Origin of the sequence: Staphylococcus sp. HMSC059F04 (genome assembly GCF_001812565.1) — a bacterium.
GTDB classification, from domain to species: Bacteria; Bacillota; Bacilli; order Staphylococcales; family Staphylococcaceae; genus Staphylococcus; species Staphylococcus lugdunensis.
Window position 1 is genome coordinate 402,891 of sequence record NZ_KV809468.1, and the last position, 22,771, is coordinate 425,661.

At 33.3% G+C, this 22,771-nt stretch carries 25 protein-coding genes; 12 read left to right on the forward strand and 13 right to left on the reverse strand.

The window, feature by feature from the left end; genetic code table 11:
* Positions 1-82: 82 nt before the first annotated feature.
* A complete protein-coding gene (locus HMPREF2864_RS06805) occupies positions 83-895 on the reverse strand; it encodes an ABC transporter permease (RefSeq protein ID WP_002492956.1) in 813 nt (270 codons plus the stop codon).
* A 398-nt stretch (positions 896-1,293) separates the two neighbouring features.
* On the opposite strand from HMPREF2864_RS06805, the gene tagH reads away from it, so the two are divergent.
* The 3 genes from tagH (at position 1,294) to HMPREF2864_RS06820 (ending at position 3,797) form a co-directional block, all read left to right on the forward strand.
* Positions 1,294-2,088, forward strand: a complete 795-nt coding sequence (tagH, locus tag HMPREF2864_RS06810) for a teichoic acids export ABC transporter ATP-binding subunit TagH (RefSeq protein ID WP_002459832.1) — start codon at positions 1,294-1,296, stop codon at positions 2,086-2,088.
* A 145-nt stretch (positions 2,089-2,233) separates the two neighbouring features.
* Positions 2,234-2,581 carry a Na-translocating system protein MpsC family protein gene (locus tag HMPREF2864_RS06815; RefSeq protein ID WP_014533359.1) on the forward strand — a complete coding sequence of 116 codons (348 nt, stop codon included), beginning with the start codon at positions 2,234-2,236 and terminating at the stop codon, positions 2,579-2,581.
* Between the two features lie 190 nt (positions 2,582-2,771).
* Positions 2,772-3,797 (forward strand): NAD-dependent formate dehydrogenase, encoded by a 1,026-nt coding sequence (locus HMPREF2864_RS06820; protein WP_070572156.1) that lies wholly within the window; start codon positions 2,772-2,774, stop codon positions 3,795-3,797.
* Between the two features lie 145 nt (positions 3,798-3,942).
* Here the strand turns inward: HMPREF2864_RS06820 and tarA are convergent, their stop codons facing one another.
* Positions 3,943-4,713 (reverse strand): N-acetylglucosaminyldiphosphoundecaprenol N-acetyl-beta-D-mannosaminyltransferase TarA, encoded by a 771-nt coding sequence (gene tarA, locus HMPREF2864_RS06825; protein WP_002459835.1) that lies wholly within the window; start codon positions 4,711-4,713, stop codon positions 3,943-3,945.
* A gap of 200 nt (positions 4,714-4,913) precedes the next feature.
* On the opposite strand from tarA, the gene HMPREF2864_RS06830 reads away from it, so the two are divergent.
* On the forward strand, positions 4,914-5,660 hold the full coding sequence (locus HMPREF2864_RS06830; RefSeq protein WP_002459836.1) for a M50 family metallopeptidase: 747 nt from the start codon (positions 4,914-4,916) through the stop codon (positions 5,658-5,660).
* A 148-nt stretch (positions 5,661-5,808) separates the two neighbouring features.
* Here HMPREF2864_RS06830 and HMPREF2864_RS06835 read toward each other — a convergent pair whose 3' ends face one another.
* Positions 5,809-6,456, reverse strand: coding sequence for a metal-dependent transcriptional regulator (locus tag HMPREF2864_RS06835; RefSeq protein ID WP_002459837.1), 648 nt, complete (start codon positions 6,454-6,456; stop codon positions 5,809-5,811).
* 121 nt (positions 6,457-6,577) lie between these two features.
* Here HMPREF2864_RS06835 and HMPREF2864_RS06840 point away from each other — a divergent pair, with 121 nt between their 5' ends.
* The 3 genes from HMPREF2864_RS06840 to mntC are packed head-to-tail and all read left to right on the forward strand — an operon-like array spanning position 6,578 to position 9,065.
* The gene (locus HMPREF2864_RS06840) at positions 6,578-7,279 is read left to right on the forward strand and encodes a metal ABC transporter ATP-binding protein (protein ID WP_070545116.1); all 702 of its coding nucleotides are present in this window, start codon (positions 6,578-6,580) and stop codon (positions 7,277-7,279) included.
* A 32-nt stretch (positions 7,280-7,311) separates the two neighbouring features.
* Positions 7,312-8,157, forward strand: coding sequence for a metal ABC transporter permease (locus HMPREF2864_RS06845; RefSeq protein ID WP_070545085.1), 846 nt, complete (start codon positions 7,312-7,314; stop codon positions 8,155-8,157).
* Positions 8,145-9,065 (forward strand): manganese ABC transporter substrate-binding lipoprotein MntC, encoded by a 921-nt coding sequence (gene mntC / locus HMPREF2864_RS06850; RefSeq protein ID WP_002459840.1) that lies wholly within the window; start codon positions 8,145-8,147, stop codon positions 9,063-9,065. Before HMPREF2864_RS06845 ends, mntC begins: the two co-directional genes overlap by 13 nt.
* Before the next feature lie 239 nt (positions 9,066-9,304).
* On the opposite strand, the gene HMPREF2864_RS06855 is transcribed toward mntC, so the two are convergent.
* From HMPREF2864_RS06855 to HMPREF2864_RS06895, 9 genes are all read right to left on the reverse strand, one after another.
* Positions 9,305-11,344 (reverse strand): cation:proton antiporter, encoded by a 2,040-nt coding sequence (locus tag HMPREF2864_RS06855; RefSeq protein ID WP_002459841.1) that lies wholly within the window; start codon positions 11,342-11,344, stop codon positions 9,305-9,307.
* 306 nt (positions 11,345-11,650) lie between these two features.
* Entirely contained in the window at positions 11,651-12,148 is a 498-nt protein-coding gene (locus HMPREF2864_RS06860; protein ID WP_002459842.1) for a Na+/H+ antiporter subunit G, read from the reverse strand.
* Positions 12,123-12,425 carry a Na+/H+ antiporter Mnh2 subunit F gene (gene mnhF2, locus HMPREF2864_RS06865; RefSeq protein ID WP_002459843.1) on the reverse strand — a complete coding sequence of 101 codons (303 nt, stop codon included), beginning with the start codon at positions 12,423-12,425 and terminating at the stop codon, positions 12,123-12,125. Before mnhF2 ends, HMPREF2864_RS06860 begins: the two co-directional genes overlap by 26 nt.
* Positions 12,425-12,907 (reverse strand): Na+/H+ antiporter Mnh2 subunit E, encoded by a 483-nt coding sequence (mnhE2, locus tag HMPREF2864_RS06870; protein WP_037544845.1) that lies wholly within the window; start codon positions 12,905-12,907, stop codon positions 12,425-12,427. Before mnhE2 ends, mnhF2 begins: the two co-directional genes overlap by 1 nt.
* On the reverse strand, positions 12,904-14,403 hold the full coding sequence (gene mnhD2 / locus HMPREF2864_RS06875; protein ID WP_002459845.1) for a Na+/H+ antiporter Mnh2 subunit D: 1,500 nt from the start codon (positions 14,401-14,403) through the stop codon (positions 12,904-12,906). Before mnhD2 ends, mnhE2 begins: the two co-directional genes overlap by 4 nt.
* Positions 14,393-14,743, reverse strand: a complete 351-nt coding sequence (gene mnhC2 / locus HMPREF2864_RS06880; RefSeq protein WP_002479408.1) for a Na+/H+ antiporter Mnh2 subunit C — start codon at positions 14,741-14,743, stop codon at positions 14,393-14,395. Before mnhC2 ends, mnhD2 begins: the two co-directional genes overlap by 11 nt.
* Positions 14,740-15,165, reverse strand: a complete 426-nt coding sequence (gene mnhB2, locus HMPREF2864_RS06885; RefSeq protein WP_070545087.1) for a Na+/H+ antiporter Mnh2 subunit B — start codon at positions 15,163-15,165, stop codon at positions 14,740-14,742. The genes mnhC2 and mnhB2 overlap by 4 nt, the downstream gene beginning before the upstream one ends.
* A complete protein-coding gene (locus HMPREF2864_RS06890) occupies positions 15,152-17,554 on the reverse strand; it encodes a DUF4040 family protein (protein ID WP_070545088.1) in 2,403 nt (800 codons plus the stop codon). The genes mnhB2 and HMPREF2864_RS06890 overlap by 14 nt, the downstream gene beginning before the upstream one ends.
* A 29-nt stretch (positions 17,555-17,583) precedes the next feature.
* Positions 17,584-18,141: a tyrosine-type recombinase/integrase gene (locus HMPREF2864_RS06895; RefSeq protein WP_070545090.1), complete on the reverse strand. Its 558-nt coding sequence runs from the start codon at positions 18,139-18,141 to the stop codon at positions 17,584-17,586.
* Between the two features lie 138 nt (positions 18,142-18,279).
* Here HMPREF2864_RS06895 and HMPREF2864_RS06900 point away from each other — a divergent pair, with 138 nt between their 5' ends.
* From HMPREF2864_RS06900 to sarA, 5 genes are all read left to right on the forward strand, one after another.
* Positions 18,280-18,486, forward strand: coding sequence for a sigS mRNA-stabilizing protein SroA (locus tag HMPREF2864_RS06900; protein WP_002479411.1), 207 nt, complete (start codon positions 18,280-18,282; stop codon positions 18,484-18,486).
* 15 nt (positions 18,487-18,501) lie between these two features.
* Positions 18,502-18,723 carry a DUF2922 domain-containing protein gene (locus tag HMPREF2864_RS06905; RefSeq protein ID WP_002459851.1) on the forward strand — a complete coding sequence of 74 codons (222 nt, stop codon included), beginning with the start codon at positions 18,502-18,504 and terminating at the stop codon, positions 18,721-18,723.
* A gap of 289 nt (positions 18,724-19,012) precedes the next feature.
* Complete coding sequence (locus tag HMPREF2864_RS06910; RefSeq protein WP_070572158.1) at positions 19,013-19,942, forward strand: DMT family transporter; 930 nt, start codon at positions 19,013-19,015, stop codon at positions 19,940-19,942.
* Between the two features lie 119 nt (positions 19,943-20,061).
* Positions 20,062-20,991, forward strand: coding sequence for an efflux RND transporter periplasmic adaptor subunit (locus HMPREF2864_RS06915; protein WP_070545092.1), 930 nt, complete (start codon positions 20,062-20,064; stop codon positions 20,989-20,991).
* A 330-nt stretch (positions 20,992-21,321) separates the two neighbouring features.
* Complete coding sequence (sarA, locus tag HMPREF2864_RS06920; protein ID WP_002459854.1) at positions 21,322-21,690, forward strand: global transcriptional regulator SarA; 369 nt, start codon at positions 21,322-21,324, stop codon at positions 21,688-21,690.
* Positions 21,691-21,920: 230 nt separating this feature from the next.
* On the opposite strand, the gene HMPREF2864_RS06925 is transcribed toward sarA, so the two are convergent.
* On the reverse strand, positions 21,921-22,703 hold the full coding sequence (locus HMPREF2864_RS06925) for an alpha/beta fold hydrolase (RefSeq protein ID WP_002459855.1): 783 nt from the start codon (positions 22,701-22,703) through the stop codon (positions 21,921-21,923).
* Positions 22,704-22,771 lie beyond the last annotated feature (68 nt).

Here is a 22,771-nt window from a genome sequence, read left to right on the forward strand (position 1 = left end):
CTTTTGGAAAGCCTCTTTGTTGGGGCCCCCGCATTTTTTTAGGCTGGGACATGTTTGGATGTCTCAGCCTAGTGGATGTTGATTATAGGAAGTCTGCAAAGTGATCGCGATAGCGTTTATGGAGTATTGATCCAACGATGAAGAAGAATAGTATGACTATTATATTGTATACTAATAATCTCCAATGCTGAATAAAGTACCATTCATGGAATAATATTGCGGCACGATAAGATTGAGCAATAAAGTAGACTGGATTTAATTTCATAATATTATGGATAATGCCACTCACACCGTGGTCTTTCGGCATCCATAATATAGGTGACATATAAAATAAAATCCTCATAATCGCTTGCATCATCATTTGTGTATCTCGAATTAAAATCCCAAGTGTCGATGTTAATAAAGCTACGGATGCTGTAAAGAAGAACGCAATCGGCACATAAATCAACAATTGTATGATATGAATTGATGGATAAATCCCTGCACCCATACATGCTAAAATAATTAATGTTAACAAGCCAATGTGTCCATAGAACTTACTCGTCACAATATAGGTTGGAATAATAGATAATGGAAAGTTCATTTTAGCAACTTGATTAAACTTTTGAGAGATAGAACGCGTACCATCTAATGTTCCTTGATTGATAAAAAACCACATGCTAATACCCACTAATAACCATAGTACGAAAGGCACGCCATCAATAGGATTGTTACTTCTAATTCCTAAACCAAACACAAGCCAATAAACCATAATTTGTAACGCTGGATTTAATAATTCCCATGCAATTCCTAAATAGTTATTATGGTTAGAAATTTTAATTTGGAATTGTGCCAAACGTTGAATTAAATAAAAGTTTTTTATATGCTCTTTTAACACAGTTAAGACTGCTGACATCGTATAAACCACACTTTCAAACGTATTACATATTTCTATTTTTACTTGACTGTCCACTGTTATTTGCGCATGCATAACCTGTGTTACACACTCATACGATAACCTGTAGTTGTAAACAGTTACCTTTTATTGTTGCACACGTTTACTTTATTACTTAACCATTATACTATCATTTAACTTAAAAAGTAGCTTTAAGTTGGCAAATGTCGATAAATTTCATCCAAACTTATCGTTTTAGCAGTATCTTTCATCAATATGTAATCATCTTAATAGTCGAGTGATATCTTTTATGATGTATCACTGAAATCTTCTATTCACTTTACACCAGGTTAATAAATTTCACAACTGATGTGTGATATATTATAATCTATACAAATGCACGTAAGGAAGGTTTAATTATGAACGTATCGGTAAACATTAAAAATGTTACAAAAGAATATCGCATTTATCGAACAAACAAAGAACGCATTAAAGATGCGCTAATTCCAAAGCATAAAAACAATACCTTTTTCGCTTTAGATGATGTTTCAATTACTGCTCATGAAGGTGATGTGATTGGGCTAGTTGGAATCAACGGTTCAGGCAAATCCACGTTAAGCAATATGATTGGCGGCTCTCTATCCCCTACATCTGGCGATATTGAGCGTCACGGTGATGTAAGTGTCATCGCCATTAACGCTGGACTTAATGGGCAACTTAGTGGTGTTGATAACATTGAGTTTAAAATGCTCTGCATGGGCTTTAAACGCAAAGAAATTAAGAAACTTATGCCACAAATTATTGAATTTAGTGAATTAGGTGAGTTTATTTATCAACCTGTGAAAAAATATTCAAGTGGTATGCGTGCAAAATTAGGTTTTTCAATCAATGTAACTGTTAATCCTGACATATTAGTTATCGATGAAGCTTTATCTGTAGGCGACCAAACGTTCACTCAAAAATGTCTAGATAAAATCTATGAATTTAAAGAACAGAACAAAACCATCTTCTTTGTAAGTCATAACATTCGTCAAGTTAAAGAATTTTGTACGAAAATCGCTTGGATTGAGGGCGGTAAACTCAAAGAATTTGGTGATATTGATGACGTTTTACCTCAATACGAACAATTTTTAAAAGAATTCAGGAAAAAATCCAAAGCAGAACAAAAAGCATTTCGTAAAAACTTGGATGCAAATCGCTTTATCATAAAATAATGACACTAGCTCAAAATTTATGAAACAAAAAAATTCATAAATTTTGAGTTTTTTACTTTTCAAATAACCTAATCAGTACTATGATATAAACAGATGTAACAAATTAGACACATTTTATGCGTTTGGAAAAGTAGGTGATTGAGTCATTACTAACAAGACATCACAACAATTTGCAAACCTTGTACGTGCATACCGTAAGTCATATATCGGTAAAGGCCCAGAAAATATTAAAGTATTCTTTAAAGATAATTGGGCTGTCTGTCACATGACCGGAAGCTTAAGTAAAGTTGAAAATTTCTATTTAAGAAATGACGATTTTAAAAGCATGTTGAAATATGGCAGAACCGAAGAAATAAAAGCTTTATATCAGCAAAACCCTCCAACTGAAATGGAGAAACTTGTTGGTGCAAAATTTGTAAAATTATTTACAGATGTTGATTTAAAAACGGATGAAGTCGTTTCTATATTCGTCTTTGACAAAACAATCGAATAATTATCAATCTAAGGGATTGGTGTAAGGTACTCAGTGCTGTTTGCTAACCCACTTTTTCAAATATGCTAATCAAAGTATGCATTTTAGGAGGTGGTCGAACAAGACTGAGTATTTTTTTACTAATTTTTAATATATTCTCATTAGCCATGCGATTAACATTTTAATTTATATAAATAGGAGCGGATTAATTATGAAAATTGTGGCATTATTCCCAGAAACAGAACAAGGTTTAGATAATCAATTATTAAATACAACAAAAGCAATCGGTCTTCCTGATTTTCTTGAACATACAGAGCATGAGCTTGTCATTTTAAAAAATGGAGAAACAGACTTAGATCAACACTTAAGTGATGCAGATATTATTATTAGCTCACCATTCTATCCTGCTTATTTAACTAGAAAACGTATCGAACAAGCACCAAAACTAAAACTTGCTATTACTGCTGGTGTTGGCTCAGACCATGTCGATCTTGAAGCAGCTAGTGAACATGACGTTGCCGTTGTAGAAGTAACAGGTAGCAATACGGTAAGTGTTGCAGAACATGCTGTTATGGACTTACTCATTATTTTAAGAAACTATATGGAAGGTCATCGTCAAGCTGTTGAAGGTGAATGGAACCTTTCTAAAGTAGGTAATCAAGCACGTGAATTACAGCACAAAACAATTGGTATTTTTGGATTTGGCCGTATTGGACAGCTTGTAGCAGAACGTTTAAAACCATTTAATGTTAACATTCAACATTATGATCCTATCAATCAAAAAGATTCTGAACTGTCTCATTTTGTAGAGTTTGAAGAACTTGTACGCACAAGTGATGCAATTACAATTCATGCGCCATTAACACCTTCTACCGACACACTATTTGATGCTGATGTGTTATCTCAAATGAAAACAGGCAGCTATCTTGTTAACACTGCACGAGGTAAAATCGTAGATACTGACGCACTTGTTGCTGCAGTTAATAGTGGTCATATTCAAGGCTATGCTGGAGATGTATGGTATCCACAACCTGCACCTGCAACACACCCTTGGAGAACAATGCCACGTAATGGTATGACGATTCATTATTCCGGCATGACATTAGAATCACAACAACGTATTGAAGATGGCGTTAAAGATATTTTAACTCGTTTCTTTAACAATGAACCTTTCCAAAAGAAAGATATTATTGTTGATAGTGGACGTATTGCTAGTTCAAGCTATACAGCAAAATAATACTCATAACTAAATCTGTTACGTTATCTTGCTCCCCCCTATTCGATCATTGCAATATAACGCCCCTGTTTGAAATTAAATGATATAAATAAAGGAAAAAGTCGAGACAAGTGCATATGGCACATCGTCTCGACTTTATTTTTGCTTATTTCTTATGCTGCTCTTTATGTTCTTTATACTGTGTTTTAGCAACCTTTAACATAAATATAGGGATGCTTTTAAGACGTCCGATACGTTTCCAATCAATTAACAACCGATAAACCCATTCTATATTTAATTTTCTAAATACTTTAGGTGCTCTTTTTTTCATGCCACTAAAGACCTCAAAAGAACCTCCAACACCCATCATTACCGTATGCTTAAACTGATGTTGCTGTGCGACAATCCATTCATCTTGTTTTGGAAAACCCATACCAACAAAAATATAATCGGGATTTAATTTTTTAATTCGTTTTAATACTGTCTCATCATGTGTATCAACATATCCATGATGACTAGCAAACGTAATATATGGATAACGTTGTTGTAAACGACGTTGTGCTTTAGTCACAACTTCATTTTTCGCTCCTAATAAGAATACACGTTGACGCTTTATATTAGCCATTTTTAAACATTGATCCATAAGTTCTATCCCAGGAATACGTCGAGCTAATGGTCGTTTTAAACGCTTTGATGCTTTAACAATGCCCGTGCCATCTGCTACGACGTAATCGGCTTGATTGATTAAGTTTCTATAATGTACGTGTGTAGACGCATAATCAACAATTTCTGGATTAGCAGTTACAATCCACATATTATCGTCTTGCGCTTCATTTTCAACATATGCTGTTATGTTTTCTACCATTTCCAACATGGTCACATTATCAAATCGAACACCTAAAATATCTATTTTGTGAGGCTTGTCGTGATTACTCATAGCAGTATGCTCCTTCGAGTTTTCTATCTAATTATCGACATGCGTGATAACTATATACTTTGAATATATAGTTTATGATACATTATTCCCGTTTGCAATTGTATTCTTAAAAATACATCTAAAGTCCAAAAGTTAAAATATTCAAAGTAGCGTATAATAAAAATATCATGTACTAAAAACAAAAGATTACGAGGTTTATTATGTTGTATTTAGAAGATTTATTTACCACCGTGATAACTTTAAAATTTTATATCATTGTGTTAATTGGTATCTTATATATTTTAATTCATCATTACAGATATCATCCTGTTCTTGCCTATCTTGACATTTTATTAAATTACATACCTGTCTTAACACATGAATTTGGACATATTCTATTTAATAAAATAAGTGGCGGTCACGCTAAAGATTTAGTTATTGTTACGCGACCATATGAAAGACAGATGACATCACAACAAGGTTATGCGATTACGCAATCAACTAGTAAATTAGGTCATGCAATAACAACATTAGGTGGCTATATTTTGCCTCCAATTATGTTACTTGTTGGTGCTGCTTCGGCACATTCTGAGCATCCAATCATTTTTCTAATATGCTATATTGCTATTTTTATCTATTTTCTAATTTTAACGTCTAGAAAATGGTCTCCCATTATCATTTTGATATTGTTGGTAACATTATTATATTTATTTTTACAGCAAGCGCAGTATACTTTTACACATACAATAATGTCTTATAGTTATCATTTTATTTTAGGTGTACTATTAGGCGAAGTCATACAATCGTCTTGGACAATTGTTAAATTAACATTTCAACGTCCTAAAACCCAATGGGATGGGCAGGCATTAGCAGATATGACACATGTCCCTAGTATCGCATTCAGTTTAATTTGGATTTCGATAAACGGTTACAGTTTATATCTGTTATTCCAATACTCATTTTACTAATAACTACCCCATCTTATAGCTTAATTTGCATCAGTAAAAATAAAAGGAGCGAGAAATCAAATTCTGACTTCTTGCTCCTACGATATATTTATTCTTATTTTAATAAATATCCTTTGTATGATGCAGTTTTAACGCGTGACCAAAATCATTACGCTTGCTCAACAAAAATATTCTCCGCATTGTCAAAACTTAAGATTGACGTATTATCAGTCCTTTTTAAAATAAGCACTTTATTCGTCTCATCTTTAGCTACTATTTCCACTTCATTGCCAATTGAGATGTCTTTACTTGATAAATAAACCAATAACTCCGTCTTATCTCTCACACGTCTTATTATCACATGCTCTCCTGGTTCAAAATTTAAGATAGAAGTTGTATATTTCTCTTTGTATTCATTACTCCGTGGAATAATACCTCCATGTGGACAAGTGTCTGGATAGTTTAAAATCGCATCTAAGCGTTGTACAAATAAATCAGAAATTTTATGTTCTAATACCTCTGCTTCTTGATGCACTTCTTCCCAATTATACTTCAACACTTCAATTAAAAATAATTCTAACAAGCGATGACGTTTAATAATATCTAATGTATGAATTAAACCTTCTTGAGACAGTTTAACTCCTTTATACGGCTTAGTTTCCACATATCCAGCCTTTTCTAGACGACTCACCATTTCACTAACTGATGGTGGCTTAATTTCAAGATAGAGCGATAACTGCTTATTGGAAACAAATTGATGATCACCATCATTTGCAAGTATAGCTTTAAGATAATCTTCTTTTTCTTCTGTTAACATTTCTTCACCTCACAGACACATTCACCTAATTGTACCATGAAAATACTTGACATGTTAAAAGTTCAGAGTTTATCATGAAATAAATTAGGTTAACCTAAAATTTTTGTTAGGGGGTGTAAATATTTTAGAAGTCTCTAACTTAACACTTCAACTTGACGGTAAAATTGTCTTGAAAGATATTTCTTTTAAAATACCAATACAAGGCGAAATAATTGGTATTATAGGTCCTAACGGTGCCGGCAAGTCATCATTAATTAAATCACTGATTGGTGAGTTTCAAGCAAGCGGGAAACAAACATTATTTAATAAACCGATACAACATCAGTTAAAATCTATGACCTATATTCCTCAAAAAGCCAACATCGATATTGATTTCCCTATTAGTGTAGAACAAGTCATCCTCTCTGGCTGTTATAAGGAAACAGGTTGGTTTACTAAAATTCCGAAAAGTGCACGTCAACATCTCGTCGAAGTTATGGACGATTTAGAACTAACACCGCTGCGCCATAAACAAATCTCACAGCTAAGCGGAGGACAACTACAACGTGTCCTTGTAGCACGTGCTCTAATGTCTGAAAGTAGAATTTATTTTTTAGATGAACCATTTGTTGGTATAGATTTTAGAAGTGAAGATACCATCATGCAAAAATTAGCAGCGTTGAAGCGAAGTGGTAAACTTATTTTTATTGTTTATCATGACTTATCTAAAACTGAAGCCTATTTTGATCGTGTGTTGTTATTAAACAAAACATTGCGCTATTTAGGTCCGACTAAATCCGTTGTTAATAGTGAACTCATCTATGAGACATTCCTCGGAAAATAACACTATTTAAGAAAGGAGTACCATTGCTGTTTATGATAGATTTTCTAAATCAAATATTAGATTACCAATTTTTACATCGTGCCTTAATTACTTCAATTGTTGTAGGTATCGCATGTGGTACTGTCGGTAGTCTAGTCATCTTACGAGGATTATCACTTATGGGTGATGCCATGAGTCATGCAGTGCTACCTGGTGTCGCGGTATCCTTTATCTTACATATACCGTTTTTCATTGGTGCAATGATTTCAGGTATGCTTGCAAGTTTATTTATCGGTTTTATTTCTGATAAAAGTAAAACTAAACCCGATGCAGCTATAGGAATTTGTTTCACCGCTTTCTTGGCACTCGGAGTTATCATGATTAGTTTAATTCAAAGTTCAACTAATTTGTATCACATTTTATTTGGTAATTTATTAGCGATTACGAATCAAGCATTTTTGTCAACACTGATAATCTGTGGACTGATTTTAGTATTAATTATTATTTTTTATCGTCCATTGAAGATTTCAACGTTCGATTCTACATTTAGTAAAATGAGCGGTTTGAACACATCATTGCTACATTATTTTGTCATGCTGCTACTTGCATTAGTTACAGTTGCCAGCATTCAGACTGTGGGTATCATTCTCGTTGTTGCCCTACTAGTTACGCCTGCTTCGACTGCATTTTTAATCACGAAGCAACTATCTACAATGATGATGGTTTCTAGCTTATTGAGTACGATATGTTCAATCATTGGTATGTTCTTTAGTTATCTATACAACTTACCTAGTGGTGCATCTATCGTTATCTGTACGTTTATTACATACGTTATTGTATTTACTTTTAAAAAATTAGCTAACAAACAGAAAAGAGGTATTTCATCATGCGAAAGTTAATTCCCTTTATACTTGCACTGTTATTAGTATTAACAGCTTGCGGAAGTAAAGATACATCGCACAATCATAAAAAACTTAACGTTGTAACAACAAACTCTATTATATATGATATGGTCAAACATGTCGGTGGTAATAATGTAAATATACATAGTATTGTTCCAGTAGGACAAGACCCTCATGAATATGAAGTAAAACCGAAAGATATTAAAAAGCTTACAGATGCTGATGTCATTTTTTACAATGGTTTAAATTTAGAATCTGGTGATGCATGGTTTGAAAATGCTTTAAAACAAGCCGGAAAATCACTGAAAGATAAAAATGTTATCGCTGTTTCCAAAGGCGTTAAACCCATTTATCTAAACGGAGAAAATGGCAATAAAGACAAACTAGACCCACATGCTTGGCTAAGCCTAGACAACGGTATTCAATATGTCAAAAATATTCAACAAGCCTTGAAAGACATTGATAAAAAACATGCTTCATCTTACGACAAGCATGGCAATAAGTATTTAAATAAACTTACAAAATTAAATAATCATAGTAAAGCAAAATTTAATGACATACCGAAAAAAGAACGAACAATGATTACCAGTGAAGGCGCCTTTAAATATTTCTCAAAACAATTCAATATTCATTCAGGATATATTTGGGAGATTAATACCGAAAAACAAGGTACACCTGAACAAATGAAACAAGCAACAAAATTTGTTAAAGATAATAAAGTAAAACATTTACTTGTTGAAACAAGTGTAGATAAAAAAGCTATGCAAAGCCTTTCTGAAGAAACCAATAAAGATATTTATGGCGAAGTTTTTACCGATTCAATTGGTAAAAAAGGAAGCAAAGGCGATTCATATTACAATATGATGAAATATAATATTGATATCATTCATAATAGTATGAAGTAATAGCAGACCTGCTTGCCCCAATCACCTTTGAGGTGAGCAGGTCACCTTTATAATATTAGTATGCTTTGTAGTCCCATATCGTGTATAAATCATACTGACACACTTTGTGTTGTAAACATCATCCTCCGTAAAACTTATAATCAACCTATACACGATATGGTGGTATAAAGCTTATACCATATAAAATTAGTGCGCGTTTGTGTAACCCATACACTCCCCAAACGCGCACTCTTTTTGTTTTAATCTGTCAAACTATCAACGATAACCATTTCATCATAATTAATCGCTTCTCTAATTTTTAATGCAGTACTTTCAGTGATTTCTTCATCTTCAACTAATGAATTTAATACGCGACGTTGCTCTCGTAATGCGTTGAGCTTGATTTTAGTCATTGTATTTTCTGCTTTAGTATTAAAGAAATTATCAGGTGTTAAGTTCTCAATACGCATTAAGTAACCATCACAGACCATACCAATTTCCAAAGTATTGTCACTTGTTGCTTCTTTTGCTAAACGACTTACGACATTATAATGTACTAATTTATTGATTCTCGCCAACTCTGTAAGGTTATCTGTAACGCTCAAAGAAGAAGATGCATTGATACGTGTCTTTACACGACTTTTAAGTAACATACCTCTCACAGCAACAATCATACGTCGGATTAATGAAGCTTGACGATAGACTTGCGTACGTTCAGCATAGCGCATATAGTTTTCAAGTGCACTCGTCGTAATGTTACCTTCCTCAGCAAGATTTTCTAATGTTTTTGTTTCTACATTAAATGCAATTTTTTGTAATCGCTCTAGTTCTTTAGAATTTTCATCATCTTTCGACATCGTTTTTAGAAATGTTAATTTATCATGATATTCTTTAATCACATTACCATATTTATAGCTAGTATCTAATGTCGCATGTTGATTTAAATAATCAATCACATTTTCTAATATATATATTCTTGCTTCTTTAAAGTTTAAACTACCGATTTTCGCTTTAGGTGCATTCGGTGTTATTAGTGGCAAAGCCACCTGAGCAATAACTAAACTAATGATGACCATCCCAGATGCAATAAATAATAAATCATTACGAAACGTAAATGCATGATGATCTGCCAATACATATGGTAATGTCAACGCGATAGCCAATGAAATGGTACCATGTACGCCACATATCGTTATGATTAAGGCATACAAACTTCTCTTTGGCGGTTTTTCATCTGTCTTATCTTCTTCTTTAGACATCATCTTTTGAAAAGGGCTGACAGATAAATAAAAATATGGATATAATACATAAACCCAAATAAACCTAAAGACATATACAGCCAAAGCAATCAGCACGGTTATCGCCATTAAAAATGGTAAATTATGTGGTTCATTATCAATAATTCTAACCACAACTTCAGGCACTAAAAAGCCCAAAATAGAAAAAACAAAACCATTTAGTGCATATCCTAGGATATTCCATGTATGGTTATAGCTCATTTGCAATTGTGTTCTCGTTTGGGCAATACGATCTCTTTCAAAGCCATGAACTAAGCCAGCCACAACCGCCGCAATAATACCTGAAGCATGAAACATTTCAGCAACTAAGTATGTCACAAACGGTGTTAATAGTTGTATGAAGGTAAACATATTAATATTTTCAATGCCTCGACGTGTTAATGTTAAGCGGAATCTTACCAAAGCAACACCGATAATGACACCGACAATGGCACCACCAATTGAGGCAATTAAAAATTGTTCAATCGCTTCAAAAATTGAAAATACACCTGTAATTAAAACGCCCACTGCTATTTTAAATGAAATGATACCTGCAGCATCATTAAGTAAAGACTCACCTTCTAAAATAGTCATTGAACCTTTAGGTAGTATTTTGCCATTTGTTATTGCCTGCACAGCAACTGCATCTGTTGGACAAAGGATAGCTGCTAATGCAAAGGCCGCACCAATGGGCAATTCCGGCCAAATCCAATGTACAAATAATCCTACACCAAGCACTGTCGTAATTACTAAACCTAAAGCCATTAACATAACTGGTTTAATATAACGTCTTAAGTGCACTCTTGATACGTTAACACCCTCTACAAATAGTAATGGTGCAATTAGTGTAACCATAAATAATTCGGTATCAAAGTTAAATTCAACAGGAACAGGAGTTAAGAAAAGTAGCATGCCAAATGTAATTTGAATGAACGCAAGAGGTACTTTAGGTATAAAAGTATGCACAAAAGAGCTTATGATGACGACACCGAGAAATATTAGAATCGTTTCAAATATTTCCAATCTTTCACCTCTCCATTTTTTCTTTGCATAATTGAGTTATTCAATACATTGAGTAATTGCAATCACAATGTCTCTTTTATGTAGATAACAATAAACATAAGCATAGAGGATGACCATAAAGGAAGGAACTGAGCCTAAAATTGTTCTATGTCATGCATTGATTAAATTTCAATTAAACTTGTAATAAATTTTAACATGTTGTATACATTATTTTAAATGACTTGCTTAAATAATATATTTAGGTCAATATGTCATTTAATTTTTTCTAGCAGTGTTATGATGAGACCTGCTCGAAGATCATAGTTCTTATTTATCATCGCTATAATCTGATGAATCAGTTTGTTTCTTTTTTCCAACATCTTTTTGCGTAAAATCATAATATAATTTCTCGCGCCGTTCTTCTCTTAATTTAGCACGTGTTTTTAATTCCTCAGGTGTGTTAAATTCCTTTGAGCTCAGCAATATTGTTGACTGTCGTGGCACATCATCTTTGCGATACATATAAGCTCCAGTACGATAGGCAGCACGTGCTACCAAATGCATTCCTACTGGAGAAGTTAAATTAATAAAGACGATAGATAATAACAATCTCACACTAAAGAAACTTTGTTCATTAGTAAAAAATATTAATACTCCTACCAACGTTAATAGCACTGACAATGTAGAACTTTTAGTTGAGGCATGGCTTCTTAAAAAGACATCCTGAAATTTGACTAGGCCTATTGAACTAATCAATGCAATCATACTACCTAGAAATATTAGAATTGAGGCACATAAATTAATTATTTCTTTTGTTAGTTCCATTAAACACACGCCCTCCTCCTATAAATCTAGAAATTGATACAGAGCTTACAAAGGATATGATAGCAATGAGCATGATAGAATCCAAAAATGATACTGTACGATTAATAACACTCAATACGCCTACGATGGACATGATAACAGCACTCGTTGTATCAAAAGCCACTACACGATCCGCTGTTGTTGGCCCTTTAATTAATCTAAACATAGCGATAAGTAATGCAATACCAAAAACAATTAACGCACTCGTCGTAAAGAACATGGTTAAAGTCGCTATCATTATTGCATCACCTCCAAAATTAAGTCTTCATAATGTTTGATATTTCTGAGTAAAGTTGCTTTATCCTTGTCCGACACATCAATACTATGAATAAAAAATTTGTTCGTTTTCTTTGAAATGCGTATAACCGTAGAACCAGGCGTAATAATAATCAATATCGTTAAAAAGGTAATAGCCCAATCATTTTTCAATGTGGTTTCATATGTCAACAACCCAGGATTCATATCATTCGTCTTAAACAAAATATAATTAATGGTCGAGAAACTTGATGTAACTAATTGGTATAAATAAACCATTAAAAATTTAAATGCTACCCACAGTTTCTTAGGATAAAATTCTTGATTGAAAAAACGATGCAAAATGTAAATAACAACGATACCAATCACATATCCTGAGAAGAACGTTGAGAACAAGAATGAATCTTCATCTTGAAATAAGACCCATAAAAATGCAATTAAAATATTTAAAACTACTTGTCTCATTTTAGTTCCTCCTTCAAGTGTGGATTAACTAGTTGATGAAATGTGTGTCCATCCATATTCATCTTTGTAGCATCTTCAGTAACATTAAGGACGATCGGTGCAGCAATTCCCATTGTAATGACAACTACAATTAGTACGCTTAAAATACTTTTACGATGTGTCGGTAATGGATTGAAATTTACTTGTTCACCATCCGCATCACCCCAATACATCACAAAAAAGATTCTAAATAAGCTGTACATCGCTATTAAACTCGTCAAAATCAATAACGTTAAACCTATATAATTGCCATTTTGAATGGCACCTTGAAAAATAAGCACCTTCCCTGGAAAACCACTAAATGGCGGCACGCCACCTAATGCAAAAATCATAATGACAAATGCTACACCATACAATGGTTCTTTTTTAGCTAAGCCATTTAAATATTTATACTCCCGATAACCAGTCATATAAACTAAACTACCTATAATGAAAAAGAGCATTGTTTTAACAACCATATCATTAGCTAGATAGAAAATAGCTCCATTAACGCCATCAAAAGTATTAGAACCAAGACCTAGAATAATAAATCCAATTGATAAGACTACTTGATAAGAAGCGATTTTCTTTATGTCATGATAAGCAATCACACCAAACGCACCAATAATCATCGTGATGCATGCCATAAATACCAGCAATGGATGCGTGACTCCAGTATGTTGATTAAACAGCAAAGTGAAAAAACGAATTAATGCATAGGCACCTACCTTGGTCATTAATGCAGCAAATAGCGCAGCCAACTCTGTATTTAACACAGCATAAGCTTTAGGCAACCACATAAAGATGACCAATGCAGCTTTGGAACCAAATGCAACTATAAAGACTAATGAAATAATAATGATTGTTTTATTATCCTGCATTTGATCAAGCCTTAATGCAATTTGAGTAAAATTCAACGTTCCTACCGTTTTGTACAACAAACCTATACCCAGCAAGAAAATCCACGAACCAATAATATTAAGTACGACATAAATAATTGCCGCTCTTAATTGTTCAACAGATTGTCCTAACGTAACTAGTACAAATGAAGCCAATAACATAATCTCAAACATCACATATAAGTTGAACAAATCAGAAGTTAAAAAGGATCCAATCACACCAACAGTTAAAAATAAAATAAACGTTGGTAAATAATAACGGTTAACTCGATTTTCACCACGACCAAACCCGTATGACATAATTAAAGTAACCACAAATGACGTTATTGTTACCAACAATAAACTAAGAGAATCGCCTAAAAATTGGATGCCGAAGGGTGCTTTCCAACCTCCAAAATCTAAAGTGATTGGCTTATGGTTCAACACATATATTAATAATGCTAAAGAAATAACGGTCGTAACAGACATCGTCCCAATATATAATATTTTTGAAGTATTGTTCTTATTTTTAGTAAAAACTAAGACAAGCGCACAGAGAAAAGGAAGAAGAATAGGTAAAATAAGTAAATTACTGCTCATGATTCTCTTCATCTCCTCTCAGCAAGTTAATTTCTACTTCTTTCGTTACACGATAAGTTCTGTATACTAAGACGAGTAGAAAAGCAGTCATCGCAAAGCCAATAACAATGGCAGTCAAAACAATAGCTTGTAATAAAGGATCAACATAATTCGTATTCGAAGTTCCAATAAGCGGCTCCGTCATATGACTACTATATTTACCCATGCTCATAATAATAAGATTCCCAGCATGCGTGTAAATTGAAATACCAATAACAATTCGAATTAAATTAAGTGATAGGATCATGTATGTTCCTATAAATACTAAGAATCCTATAACTAATAATAAAATGATGTTCATGACTTACCACCACTAATGGATAACATCACTGTAACAATCACGCCAACCACCGTCAGCAAGATGCCTAATTCAAATAAGGTAACCGTAGTTAGGTGCAATTCATCGAAAATAGGCAAATGTAAATGCGCTTCAGATTGATATAAAAACGGCTTGCCAAAAAACATAGGAACAATGGCAGTCGTAACAGAAATTAATGCACCTAAAATCATCAACTTTCTAAAATCAACTGGTAAACTTGCCAATACTTCTGACACGTCAAAGGCCAAGAACATTAGAATAAATGCCGAACTAAAAACAAGTCCACCAATGAAACCGCCACCTGGGTTATTATGCCCAGCCAAGAAAACGTAAAAACCAAATATTAATAAAATAAACACTACAATTTTAGTAACTGTTTTTAGAACTACATCATTTTCTTTCATCTTGACCCCTCCGATCTTTATAGTTAAGTAATGTGAAGATACCTAATCCAGCGATAATTAAGACCAATCCCTCAAACATAGTATCTAATGCACGAAAATCTCCTAATATAGCATTGACAATATTTTTTCCACCCGTTAGTTGATAAGCATTAAGATAATACTTAGAGATTGAACTGATGCTTTCTCCATTTTGTGTGATGAAAATAAGCATCATTACTGACCCAGCAACAATCAATGAAATAATAATTTTAATCGTTTCTTTCATCATATTGGGTGCTTTACGAGCCACGTTTGGTAAACGTGAAAAGCTGACAATAAATAGTATCGTTGTAATTGTCTCAACAACAAGTTGTGTAAGTGCCAAATCAGGGGCTTTCATTGCAATAAAAAACAATGCAACAGAAAAGCCAATCACACCATTTAAAATAACCATTGTCAAGCGCTGTCTAATAAAGACAAGCGCAATACCAACAATGCTAATTAATATAAGTAAAATCACTTCAAGGGGGCCAAATTCTGAAACATGAACTTCTGCCACTTTGGGAAAACCAACTTGAATCATGCCATAAGCAACAATCACAGAAAAAATCATCAACGTAATAATCAAATAATAATTCAAGCGATTACTCATTAATTTTCTAATACTTTGTCCAGAATATCTTTCAAACCATTGATACACTGAGCGATACGATTGTGTAATTGAAGCCGTTTTTAACATGCCTAAACGGAGATATTTCCAATCAATAAACAGTGTTCCAAGTAAACCTACAGCGATGATAACAATGGTAAAAATTAGCGGTAAATTTATGCCATGCCATTGTGAAACGTGTGGTGCGATAGCTTCAACTTCTGTACCCAACTGAGAAACACTACGTAGTGCAGGTATGACAATGTGTTGCGTAAACAAATTGGGAATAAAGAAAATAATCGGAATAAGCAGACCTAATATCACTGCAGGTATACTAAATAGCCACGGCTCGTGAATATTTTTTCGAGGGACTTTTTGCGTATCAAATTTACCCCAAAAGGTTTCTTTAACCATGTATAATGCATAAATAAAAGTAAAGAGACTTGCAATAACACCAATCGCTGTAACGATGATTGTTAACGTTATATCAAATTGTGCTAGATTACGCGCATGCACTAGTCCGTCGAAGAACATTTCTTTACTTAAGAATCCATTCAATAACGGGACCCCTGCCATGGATAATGCTGCTAATGTCATGACAATATGCATCTTAGGAAAATGATGCCTCATACCTCCAAGACGACGAATATCTCGTGTACCTGCTTCATGATCAATAATGCCTACACCCATAAATAATACACATTTAAATATGGCATGATTCATTAAATGAAATAAACCAGCAAATAAAATCATGATGTATAATTCTGCCATTTTACCTGTAGTTTGTTGTGCAATTCCACCTCCAAGACCAATCATTGACATAATCATGCCGAGTTGACTAATAGTAGAATAAGCCAATATCCCTTTTAAATCATATAATCTTAGCGCTGCGATAGCTCCAAATATCATCGTAATTAAACCGACAAATGTCACAATATAAATATAACTATCATTTAAACCAAGTAATGGTGTGAATTTAAATAACAGAAATAAGCCAGCTTTCACCATTGTTGCTGAATGCAGATATGCACTAACCGGTGTGGGCGCTGCCATCGCTTTGGGCAGCCATACGTGGAATGGAAATTGGGCTGATTTTGTAAATGCACCAATTAGCATTAGAAGCATAGCGGGAATAAATAGCGGTTGTTGGGAGATGTGGTGTCGTTGCTGTAAAAGCTCAGTAATCGTATTTGTTCCAGTCATCATATAAAGCATGATAAAACCTGCAAGTAGCGCTAGTCCGCCAAACACGGTGATCATAAATGATTGAATAGCACCTAGCTGACTATTTGCATTGCTATACCAATATGAAATAAGTAAAAAAGATGAGATGCTTGTTAATTCCCAAAAAACGTACATCAGAATTGTATTATTGGAAACAACAATACCTAACATGGCAAACATAAATAATAATAAATAGATAAAAAATCGAGGTAAATTATCTTTCCCAGAAGTAAGGTACTGTGTCGCGTAGAAAAATACTGCCACCCCAATGAGTGAAATAATCAAACCAAACATTAGTCCAAGGCCGTCTAAACGTAAATCTACATTAATGTCTATAGATGACATCCAAGGTATATGGATGGCTGGATACTGTTCTTTTAATACTATAGGTATGTGATAAATAAAATAGCTTGATGCCATTATAGGTGCAAGTAGTGCAATGTAACCAGTATATCGTTGACTTGGCTTTATAAATAAAGTGCCTAAAACGACTACCATAACAACGATGAGTGCACCCATAAGATAAACAATGCTCATCAAAAGCCTCCTTTTATGTAAGTGATTACTTATAAATTCAATGCAATCACTGTTTGATTTTTCTCAATTTTCTTAATGCCAATAAACTTCATTGTTTCTTGCGTCGTCTGGTGACCTAAATATTTTTGTATTATTGAAATTGAAATACCCGATTCATAGGCATGATATGCAAATGTTTTGCGCAAAGTTGTTAATCCTATATGTAAAATACCTAATTCTTCTGCTGCTTGATGAATAATTCTATAGGCCTGCTGTCTTGAAAGCGCCTGCTGTGTACGTATTGATTGGAATAATAATTGCTGATTAGCCAATTGATAGTCATCAATATAATCTGTCAGTTCTTGACGTAATGTTTCAGGCAACTTAATCTTAATTGACGGTACTGTGTTTTCAATCCAAGCTGTTTTAATATTCCCTCTTTTCGGATTTTTAATATCTTTCACTTCTAATTTTAATAAGTCTGTCAATCTAATGCCGGTATGAATTGCTAATTTGAAAAATAAATAATCTCGCTTAGATTTCATGCTAAGCACTTGATACATACGCTTAATATCTTCTTTATTTCTAATAGGTTCTACTTGATTCATTTGGCCACCTCATAATTGTTTCTCATTTAATAATAATACATATTTAAGTTACATAAAAGAATTATGCTTATATATTCAAATTCATTTGGCTCTTTTGATAATGCGCAACGATATATAAAGTGTAAGGAGGTGAAAATAATGAATCAAATCAATCAACTGACTGTTCAGCTTACTGAAATCAAACTTAATGATGCAGGTAAAGCACAAGAACAAAAACGACGCTTTGCAAAACTGAATCCACAAGCCACTGCAGACCAAATCAAATCATTTTCTCAAATTATAAGTCAACTTACTGGTTTAAAATTTGATAAAGTGGAAGCGATTAAAACTGAAGAAATTGTATAATAAGGAGGACATATCATGCCAAAAACTCTAGAATTAGTATTTAAAACGGCTGATAATAAAAATGCTAGACTGCAAGTTCCAAATATCGTTGCAACAACCGATGCAGATCATGTTAAAGAAGCCATGAATAACTTAATTGCATTGAAAATTTTAAATCCAACAACTGGTTTACCAGTTAAAGCTATTGCGGCTTATCTCATTGACAAATCAACAACTGCCATTTTTGAAGAAAAGTAACTTGTTCATACTAATATCCATAGCAATTGATTATTATTAACCATTTTTGACGGAGTCTGGGGCATCATTATTTTTCAGGCTCTGAACTCTATATTGATGGTAGTTAACTGGATTGAAAATACGCTTACACCAAGCTTTTCAATCCTAGTCAACCTTGATGGGGAGGGATAGAATTCACAATGAATTCTATCCCTCCCCCCTATCTATTTTTTAACAACTATCTTTTATCGTACTTTTATTTCAGCTATAATAAGGCCAATCACTTATTTTAAAGAAAGCGTGTTTACTTATGATATTACTATTTATATTCGGTCTTATTGCCGGTATGGTCGTACCTATTCAAACGTCAATTAATTCAAGGCTAAGCTATTATACGAAGTCATCATTTTATGCATCGACCATTTCCTTTTTCACCGGAACACTTTTTTTAGTTGTGCTTAATTTAATATTCAATCCACAGCTACTACATATCATACATACTCAACAAACTTCTTTTAATTACACATGGTTTGTAGGTGGTTTACTTGGCGTTTGTTTTCTAACAGGTAACTTACTGTTATTACCACGACTGGGTGCTGCTTTGACAGTTGTCATGACCGTAACTGGGCAAATTTTCATGGGGGTAATTATCGATACCTTTGGCATACTTGGAGCTCAGCAACATACGTTCACTACGCTCAAAGCTTTAGGTACATGTTGTTTGCTTTTAGAAATTATTTTAATGAACTATTTGCCGAAATCAAAGTTGACTGAAACCAAACAGCCACGTTTTTATTTATGGCTTATCATTGGTCTCATTTTTGGTTTTGCACCCCCGTTACAAACAACAATTAATAGTTCGCTAGCCCAACAAGTGCATTCCTCCCTTTTTGCATCTCTAGTGTCTTTTAGTGTTGGAACAATGGCTTTATTCATCTTAACATTATTATTTCATCGTAATTTACGTCTTGAGCGTTACCATGAAACGCAAGGAGCATTGCATCCGATACATTTTATCGGAGGTCTGCTAGGCGTAGCATTTGTCACTGCAAACATTGTCCTAATGCCTCATTTAGGTGCAGCTTTAACTACGATTATAGGTATGTTAGGTCAAATGCTTATGGGTGTTATTATTGATCATTTCGGTTTATTGGGGACACCTCAAAATCGTATCACTATAAGAAAAACATTCGGTCTTATCGCCATTGCTTTAGGGATTATTTTGCTGCGGCTTTTTTAATAGACATTTGTCTTGTCTCAAGCCTTAGAACGTGAAATCATTTAATATCGTTCTGAGGCTTTCAATATAGCCAAAATATTGTATAATATTTTTATAAAATAACCCCGAGGTGATTTAACTTGCCCACAATATTCAAACATCATTTTATTTTCCCCTTACTCCTACTATTAATTGTTCTAGCTATTTGCCTGATGGTTTATCACACGTATTTTAATCAACCTAAATCTTCCCCAACTTTAATAACCGTGAAACCATACCAATCAGCCTCATTTACCGCTATGGAACAACCTAAATCCTTTTATGAATTACGTTATCACTCAAGCTATGGCTATATAGATCATATTTATGTCAAAAATCAGCAACTCATCCAAAAACAGACACCTTTATTAACTTACTATAATCCTCAATTAGAACCCCTTATTCTTGCACAAAAGAAATTGCTTACTCAAATTAATCATTCAAACGTTTCTAACACATTTAAAGATCAAGCCCGTTTAAAATTTATTAGTGATATTGCAGTTGAACAAAATCATTTAGTAACACGTTTAACTTCTCCAATCAAGGGGTATGTTTTGATAAACAACACGACGCCCTCAAAAGAAAATGATATTATCTTAACGATTACAAGTGAAGAGCATATCATCGTTGGAGATTTACCAGAAACATTCCGCAATAAATTTAAAATAGATGAAGAAGTTACATTACTAACCAGCAATAATCAACAATTTTATGGCAAAATCAATAGTATTTCTCCAATTCCTAAGGCATATCATACAAAAAATTCTGTTTATCGCGTTATAATAAAATCTGATAAAAATTGTCCTCTTGGCACACACATTAAAGTTGCACCGTACCACACAACTTTTGAACTACCACAGTCAGTATTAATTCAAAAAGATTGCGTTTTGATTTCAAAAAATAACAAATTAATTAAAAGAGAAGTAAAATACACTAAGAGTTCAAAAAAAGGGTATATTATTATAACGCAAGGTTTAAATATTAATGACCGCGTTGTAAGACATCCTGAAGCCAAAGATATTTATGATTGAGCACACTTAATGACACTTAACTAATTTTTTTATATAATGAGACTAAACTAAATTACGCCGACATTAATTTGTAATATGAAAATTCTGTTAAATAAAAACTAACTTATCTCAAAACAATATTTTGTTTTATTAAGTGTTTTTATGTTTACTTTTTATTTTTATTTAGTTATAATTAACTAAATAATATAGCATTAAGTGCATTTAAATAAGTTTTATTGACTTCAAACTATCCATAGGCAACGCTTTAATTTTTTTATAAATCTGTATGATTATTAAATTGGGTACGGTGTCTTATAGTAAATGAGGAAATATATTGGGGAGGTTTCACATATGGCAGTTTCAAAAATCAATGATTGCTTTGAATTATTAGCGATGGTTACTTATGCTGACAAATTGAAAGGTATTATAAAGAAAGAATTCTCAATTAGTTTTGAAGAATTCGCAGTTTTAACATATATCAGTCAAAATAAAGAGGATAAATATTATTTGAAAGATATTATTAATCATTTAAATTACAAACAACCACAAGTTGTTAAAGCTGTTAAAAATTTGTCTCAAGAAAACTATTTCGATAAAAGACGTAACGAACATGATGAAAGAACTGTATTAATTTTTGTTAATGCAACACAACGCAAAAAAATCGACAAGCTATTAGAGCAAGTAAACAACCGTATTACAGAAGCAAATAAAGATGCATAAGTCAGCACATAATAATGCAATATTATTGCATAAACGCGATCAGCTATAAGCTAATCGCGTTTTTTATTGACTAGAAAATGAGTGTAATAACAAACTTATTCTAGTTTTACTAATAGTATGATCAAAACACATTTCACTACACAAATTAAGCCATTAAAAACATATTTGTCCATAATCTTTTACTATAGACTATTAAATTTCAATAGATCTCAATCTCGCTTATGATCATGTTAAGAATGACTTGCATCAATAAACTGAGTTAAAAAAGACAAAAAGTGATCAGGTTCTTCAATGTGTGGTGCATGTCCTGAGTATTCAAACAACTCCTTTTGGACACGCGTAAAATGGTTATCAATATCATCGTCACTAATTAATGGATCATATTTGCCATCAATAACCAATGTTGGCACATGTATAGTCGTTGGCTGTTCAGCTTGACTATTGCTTATTGAATATAATGCTCTACTGGCAGTCGCATTGTCTTCTGACGTAGCCTTATGATATAAATATTGTGCTTGGAACCATTTCATTGCCCGACTTTGTTCCTTGAAAATGTAAGGAAATAATATCAAAATAGCCTCTGAACGATTGAAACCTTGAATCTCTTCTTGATGCTCAATCATCAACTGTGTAAAACCATGGACGACGGCCTTACGTTTAGAAGAAATCAACGTTAAAGACAACACTCGGCTAGGATATTGTTCAGTAAATTCACGTGCAACCATGCCCCCCATCTCATGGCCGACTAAATGAGCCGTACAGATTCCCAAATGACGCATGATTGCTTTTAAATCTCCAATATGGTCAGATAAGTGATACACATCTGGTCTCGAAGACTTACCATGACCACGTAAATCATATGTAATAACTCGATACTGTGTTTTTAACTCTGCTGCTAAATTATAAAAACCCGCTAAATTACCATTTAAACCATGTAGTAAGATAATGGGAATGCCCTGACCTTCGTCTTTATATACTAATTCTTTTTGGTCAAACGATTTAATTTTGTCCATGACGGCACCTCCCTTTACTAATCTGTATACCCACTCCCGCTAAGAATACGCTAAGAAGTTTAAAAACA